The organism is Intestinibacter sp., assembly GCF_051866655.1.
Lineage (GTDB): Bacteria > Bacillota > Clostridia > Peptostreptococcales > Peptostreptococcaceae > Intestinibacter.
The window spans coordinates 1-6,454 of record NZ_JBJDXL010000118.1; the positions used below are offsets into that span (position 1 = coordinate 1).

The 6,454-nt window shown below is 32.7% G+C and carries 10 protein-coding genes; all 10 read right to left on the minus strand.

All coding sequences use genetic code 11. The features are described 5' to 3' along the window. Positions 1–294: 294 nt before the first annotated feature. Positions 295–498 carry a hypothetical protein gene (locus ACI3VO_RS03085; RefSeq protein ID WP_439756512.1) on the minus strand — a complete coding sequence of 68 codons (204 nt, stop codon included), beginning with the start codon at positions 496–498 and terminating at the stop codon, positions 295–297. An 810-nt stretch (positions 499–1,308) separates the two neighbouring features. After that, positions 1,309–1,494: a hypothetical protein gene (locus ACI3VO_RS03090; RefSeq protein ID WP_439756513.1), complete on the minus strand. Its 186-nt coding sequence runs from the start codon at positions 1,492–1,494 to the stop codon at positions 1,309–1,311. Positions 1,495–1,584: 90 nt separating this feature from the next. Beyond that, positions 1,585–1,761 carry a hypothetical protein gene (locus ACI3VO_RS03095; protein ID WP_439756514.1) on the minus strand — a complete coding sequence of 59 codons (177 nt, stop codon included), beginning with the start codon at positions 1,759–1,761 and terminating at the stop codon, positions 1,585–1,587. 171 nt (positions 1,762–1,932) lie between these two features. Next, a complete protein-coding gene (locus ACI3VO_RS03100) occupies positions 1,933–2,115 on the minus strand; it encodes a hypothetical protein (protein ID WP_439756515.1) in 183 nt (60 codons plus the stop codon). Between the two features lie 129 nt (positions 2,116–2,244). Beyond that, positions 2,245–2,439: a hypothetical protein gene (locus tag ACI3VO_RS03105; RefSeq protein ID WP_439756516.1), complete on the minus strand. Its 195-nt coding sequence runs from the start codon at positions 2,437–2,439 to the stop codon at positions 2,245–2,247. A gap of 606 nt (positions 2,440–3,045) precedes the next feature. Further along, positions 3,046–3,186 carry a hypothetical protein gene (locus ACI3VO_RS03110; protein ID WP_439756517.1) on the minus strand — a complete coding sequence of 47 codons (141 nt, stop codon included), beginning with the start codon at positions 3,184–3,186 and terminating at the stop codon, positions 3,046–3,048. Positions 3,187–4,344: 1,158 nt separating this feature from the next. Further along, on the minus strand, positions 4,345–4,524 hold the full coding sequence (locus ACI3VO_RS03115) for a hypothetical protein (RefSeq protein ID WP_439756518.1): 180 nt from the start codon (positions 4,522–4,524) through the stop codon (positions 4,345–4,347). 531 nt (positions 4,525–5,055) lie between these two features. Continuing rightward, entirely contained in the window at positions 5,056–5,178 is a 123-nt protein-coding gene (locus ACI3VO_RS03120) for a hypothetical protein (protein WP_439756519.1), read from the minus strand. Positions 5,179–5,286: 108 nt separating this feature from the next. After that, the gene (locus tag ACI3VO_RS03125) at positions 5,287–5,466 is read right to left on the minus strand and encodes a hypothetical protein (RefSeq protein ID WP_439756520.1); all 180 of its coding nucleotides are present in this window, start codon (positions 5,464–5,466) and stop codon (positions 5,287–5,289) included. Positions 5,467–6,251: 785 nt separating this feature from the next. Then, the coding region (locus ACI3VO_RS03130) for a hypothetical protein (protein WP_439756521.1) at positions 6,252–6,454 on the minus strand (203 nt) is incomplete at its 5' end.

The window sequence follows — 6,454 nt, forward strand, 5'->3', positions numbered from 1 at the left end:
TTTTCCATGTTCGAGTACATAGATTATTTGCTTTCCTATTTTATTAAAAGTATCAATGGCTCTATACCTATCCCATGTTTTTCCAAATCTAGAAACTTTACCGTAGTCTTCTTTTTCTGTTTTAAAATACTTTTTTGCTTGGCTAGAATCTGAATAAGGCATAGTTATAAATCCTTTCCAAAACTTTGCAGCATGAAACGGATTAGTTAACTTAGAAGCCTATTTGGCTCCAAAAGTAGAATTCAAAGGGTAAGCTTTTACTAGTACGGTTCTTTCTGGAGAATCTTCTATTTGCTATTGTCTGTAAGCAGGGCTGTTTTTTCTTAGCACCCTACCATTGTTTATATCAAATTCGTATATATCTCCATCTAATTCCCATTCTTGTTTTACTTTTCTTTTCTGTTTATTGCTATCTATTTTAATTTTAGCTTTCTTCTTATAAGCTTCTAGTAAATCCGAAAACTTAATAGTATCTCCTAAATTATTTTTAGAAGTCAAAGTCTATAAAAACGGATCATCCTAGTTTGTTATAATTCTATCATTTTTTGCTAATTGCTCTTTTAAAGAATCTATAGTTTTCTGAATGTTTTTCTTAGCCTGAGCGAGCTAAAACATTTTTAAACCGTCTTCTATAGAGTAAGATTCTTCTTTTTCTAATTGTTTTAAGTCTTCTTCTAATCTCTTTATAGTTTGCTTTAACGCTTCGTCATGTTTCTACTATACTTTGCGCATTTTTACAATTACTCCTTCATTTTCAGAGTACTCGAAATCGCCAGTGTCAAAAGTATATCTGTTTCCGTTTTCATCAAACCATACCGTGGGGTTAGAATCTAATTGTAAATTAAATCTTTTAGCTCTCGCTTCTGATTCTGCGTTGTATTCTATTATTTTATTTATTTGCGTATCTATATTTTTAACAACCTTTTTCAGTTGTTCGTATGTTTTTTTATCTCCTTCATTCTATTTTTCTTTAGTTATCTGCTTTTCATATTCGTCAGATAATTTTCTCATTACCTCTCTAACAAATCTAGCGTATGACATGTCGTCATCATTTATTATACCTTCTCCTCTTTTTATTCTTTGCTTAATAAAGTTAAGTACACTATCATCCGATATTCCTTCTATTAACTACTTAAACTAAGAAACTGTTTCTTTTATCTACTATTTATACGCCTATTTGTTTTGTTCTACAGCTTCAGCAGTCATGTCAGTAACTTTAGAATCTTCTTTAACTACATTTGAAATAGAAGGATCACGCTTTTCTCTAGCCGCAGCATTGTTTTCATCTGCTAATGCCGCTTGTTTTTTCTAAGCGTCTCTGTATTTCTTCAATACACTAATTATGTAGTCTTTGTCATTGCTGTTTATTTTATTTTGTTTCTGCTTAGTGTGCTTGGCAATTGCTAGAGAATCTGCAAACATGTTTACCGATCTAGTTAGTGTATTGCGCATGTCTAACTTTTGCTCGTCATTTATCTGTATATTTCCGTCCAATAAAGATAATTGTATTCTTTCTACGTCTTCGCTTACTTCTCCCTCTATGCTAGAATCTTTTAATGTTTTGAATATGCCGTCTATTGATTTCTATATTAATGCGTCTATGTCTTTATTTGCTTCTATATAAGACGAAATAGAATTAGCATTATCTTCTATAGCCGGATCAGTAATTAATTTAAGCTTAGCGTATCCTTGTTTTACTACAGATTCTTGACTTTGAGAGTTTATAATATTTAAAGCTCTGGTTTTAGCTTCGTTTAACAACGCTAATTCTGCTAACTAACTTATAAGTTTGTCTTTGTTAGTTTTATCTAATTTCTATAGCGCAGTTTTTATTCTTTCTGTAGTATTGTTTTTGATATGCTCCTTAAACTCTTCAAGTTTTGACAATTCGATCGAATTCGATAGAAAGGTTGTAGTAGATAGTCTGGAGAACTATTCTGAGTTACTGGAATCAGTAAGATAAGCAGCCTTCAACGCTAAAAATAAATCTTCATCTTCTTTATTTTCAAGTCCTAACGTTTTTAATTGTTTTTTTGAAGCCTTCTTTACTCCACTAAGATATCTATATTGCTTTTTTTGCTGATCTGTAAATTTATCAATGTCTTCATCAGTCAACTCTTTACCATCTTCTGTAAGAGCGGTAGTATCTAATTTAAACTTACTGTTACCTTTTATTGATTTAGATTTTAACAGTTGCGCGACATTATCTAGTAATTCCTCATAGTTTTGTCTACCGATTTCACTCTATCTCAATAGCCTATAAAACTCTGTATTTCTATTTATTTCGTCCTGCAAAGCTAGAGTGCTGGCTATATGGTCTCCTACTTTTTTGCTACTTGATATCATATTAAAAGCATTTACTACATTACGAGACCCAAGTATAACTCCAGTAGGATTAGTAAATGGCATTATTGCTCCAAAAAGCATCTCTTCAAACATCTGCTGATCATTCTTATACTCTGCATCTAAATTTAAGAACGACCCTATAGATTTAAAACGTCTAGCTACATTGCCTGCTAAGTCCTAAAACACCTATCCGTCCGAAAGAGCGTCCGTAAATGTAGCATTCGCATAATCATCATCATATTCTCCTCTCAAGTACTCATCTACAATAATACTCTAAGCTCCTTCTTCAGACGATTCTTCTATTGATCTAATCGCAGTACTACCTGCAAAATCCACCAATTTGTCTTTTAGCACTTTATTTCTAAGTATGGTACCCATCTTAGATATATCTACTCCGGCCTAAAAACGCTTTTCAAGGAAATCTCCTATCTTTCCTTTGGACAAAGGTTTAGCTAAAAATTTAACAGGTCCCTTTAATACGTTAGCACCCCATCTTCCTAGTGGTAAGGCATACGTTAAATCAGATACCACTTCTCCAAAACCTAAAGCGTTGTTTATCTCATATACTCTTCTAGAACCTTTAAATACATCTTCTGTGGCCTAATCGAATTCAAAAGATCCTGTAGTATCTAAACCCTAAGATATTGCAGCTTCTAATAGCATTCTCTAGTCCATATAACTAGTATCTATACCTTTTTGCTACAACTGATTTCTTACATTTTCAGAAACTTTATTTAAATCTATATTTCTTTGTTCTGCAAGTTTGTATAATTTTTCTACTTGTGCATTGAATGCTTCCATATGGGACTCATATTCTCTAGACTGCTTACCTCCTAACAACTAGCCTGCAGTAGCTCCGCCTAACACAGCTCCAACTACAGAACCTATACCTGCTCCAACAGGACCGGCATATGAACCTGCAGCAGATCCAATAGCAGCTCCAGCTTTAGCTCCCACTACAGATGCTACAAGCGATGAACTCTAAAGGAACGGACTAGTCTAACTAGTACCCATAGTTGCAGGCAATTTAAAAAATAAATTTCCAAAAGATATTACGGTCTAATTTGACTTTCTAGTAAAATACTAGCTGACGTCGTATGCTTTCATATCAGAATTATACTAATCTAAATTATGTAAGTAATTCTAATACTCTTCATCGTATTTTTTTTGTTCTTTTTTTATAATTTCCTGCAAATCATCATAAGAAGGGTTGTTCTACTAAGTCCATATTCCAGAAAGTCTGAGATTCTACAAAGCCTAAGCTCCGCTCTTTTCAAACTACTGTTTTGTTTCTTCATCAAGTAAATCATCTGTATATTTAGTAGACCTCTCTTTTCCGGCATAGCTTAAGTAATCGTACAGCTATAATATCTTATTGGCATTATTTATATTATTTTTAGAAGCAGTCATTATATCTTCTGACTCATTCATTTCACCCTACTATACACTACGGTACATAGAATGGGCCGCATCTAGCGCCCAATCTATGACATCGTAAGAAGCAGAATAATCGTCTACTTGTGTATTTGTATAATAAGCCTAATCTGTTACAGGGGTATCTGTAATAAATTTGTACCTTATTGGCTATTTGTTTAACTAATTCTGTATATTATAATTAATTCCTGGCATAATTTCTTTTTATTTTAATCCTATACCTATTTCAAAATTACCAAATTTCTATAGCATAGCGTCATCTATAGTCGCCTAACTTTCTTTTGTTTTTGTAGTACCCACTTCTTTCTAGAAGTATCTGTTGGTTATTGTCTTATCTTGTAACGCATTCGTAGCTGGTAATACCATATCTACAGTTACATAACCGTCCTTCCACATTCTGTCTTCATCAACTCCAGATCCTTCTGTTAGTGTAAATCCGTAATCACGTAATGTGTTACTAACTTCGTCCCACGCATACCATCTTCCATAATGCTCGTTTAAAGCTTTCTTTGGTATATTTACAGATACTACATAATTTCTTACTCCGTTCGTATCTATATAACCCTATATTCCACCTACAGACACCTTTCCAAACTTTCCTTTTGCTGCTAATTCTTCTATATCCAGATTGTCTTTACGCAAAGTATTTCTATCTAGATGAGTGTTTAATACATCGTATTTTGCCTCCTGAGCTAAATCTCTTATGTGTTTGTTATTATTATAAATAAACTCTTTAGGAGACATCAACTTAGTAGGATCTATGACATGCCCTATACCAGGTGAAACGAAATCTTTTTCTTTAAATATTTGCTGTTCTACCTGTGTTTCTAACTACGGTGACATACTCTGTGACAAAGCATGTAAACCTTTATTCCACATATCGTGAGCTTTTGCATCAGAATACATAAGATCACCACCGTCGATATATACATTAATCTATTTAAAAGGATTCTGCTCGTAGTTTAACTGGTCACTAGTATTGGAAATTAGCTTATCATCTGATCCTGTCTCTAAGTACTAGTTAAATATACCTTGTAAAGTATACCCTATAGCTTTATCTACTACTTGCATTTCATTATTAGAAACCTTGTTTAAAGCTTTACTGTACAACTTCTATTCATTGTCCGTCAGTTCTGCATTACTTAATGCAAAATTAGCAGCCTAAGTCTACATTTCTGATTCTGTAATGTTAGGGTATTCTTTTTTTATTATACTCAGAGCCTTGTCGTATAGCGTAGCAAATTCTTTATTGTTTTTGTATAATTGCCCATAGAACTAACTCATTTCAGAATTAGAATTATTATTGTATTCTAATTCTAATTCTGAAAATTGTCTGCTGTTTACTCTAGCAGTTTCTACTATATCTTTTAGTTTATCTCCATATGTTTTTACTAGCATATCCTCTAAGCCTAGACTTGGCTAATTCTAATTTTTATTTTTTTCTGCTTCTGCTTTATTTTTTTCTTTTAATAGATCCATCTACATTGCAAAAGTATCGTCTACAGGCTAAGCTATTAGCTTATATTGAGCGTCTTGCATCATTTGATTTACAAACTGCTGATATATTTCTTCTTCTGTTACATCCGGATTAATGCTACGCATAGTATCTGCTATATCGTTGTACCAAGCATTACCTTGTGGAGTTTGTATAATTTCATTTGCTTTTTCATTCAACGTTCTCTGCAAATCCTAATTAGTAATAGCCATCCATCCTTTAGTATTAGGTAACTTCTAATTTGGATTATTTGGATTAACGTTTCCGGATATAAAAGAAGGTTTAAGACCTTCTATGTAAGGTCTAACTACTTCTCCTAAGGATTTGTACTATAAAGGAGATAAATCTTCTAGTACTCCTTTATCCAATGTATTGTACTAACTAGTGTCTATATTGTTCCAGTTTCTACTAGGATTCCACAGTCCTGCTGCTTGTAATTTAGACTTATTCTAATTAAAGGTAGCTAATGCTTCTGCTCCTTCTCTTAATTTAGATAGAGAGGCATAATCTACACTATTGATGGCATTCTATATCTTATATCTACCTTCAGCACTTTTCATTAAATCGGGATTCTTAACCATTTCATTTATTACTGGTTCTAGAGCCCCTTTAGTTAATTTATACCAATTCTAAGTATCTACTTCTGAAGGGGATTGAAACTTAGACCATTCTTTTAACTGTGTAGATAAATTCTCATTAGCTTTATCTATTTGTTCCTTTTGATATGCTGCAACTCTATACAACGTATCAAAGTCTATAGGACTATACTATAGTCTTAAAGGCTAATAATATTGATTTACTTCCATATACTTTCTAACTGTTGAGTTGTAAATAAATCTTTTAACATAGGCATGATTGTATTCATCTTTCTCTTATCAGATCTCATTCCTTGCATATAACTAACTAAATCTTGAACAGAAGTATTTCTAGCGTTAGAGGCAGCAGCTCTATTTTTAGCATTGGTTTCTAACTGAGCCTATTTGCTAGCTTGCCACTGTTTACCAGCATTATCTAATGCTGTGGCATATTGCAAAGCATAATTATTATCCATTTCTGCAGCTCTAGCATATGCTTCATTTAGTAAGTTATTGTAATTAACAGCATTTTGTAATCTAGAAGCATAACCTAAATTACCTAAATTACGCGTATTGTAATTAGTTATAGCTTGCTGTCTTTCTA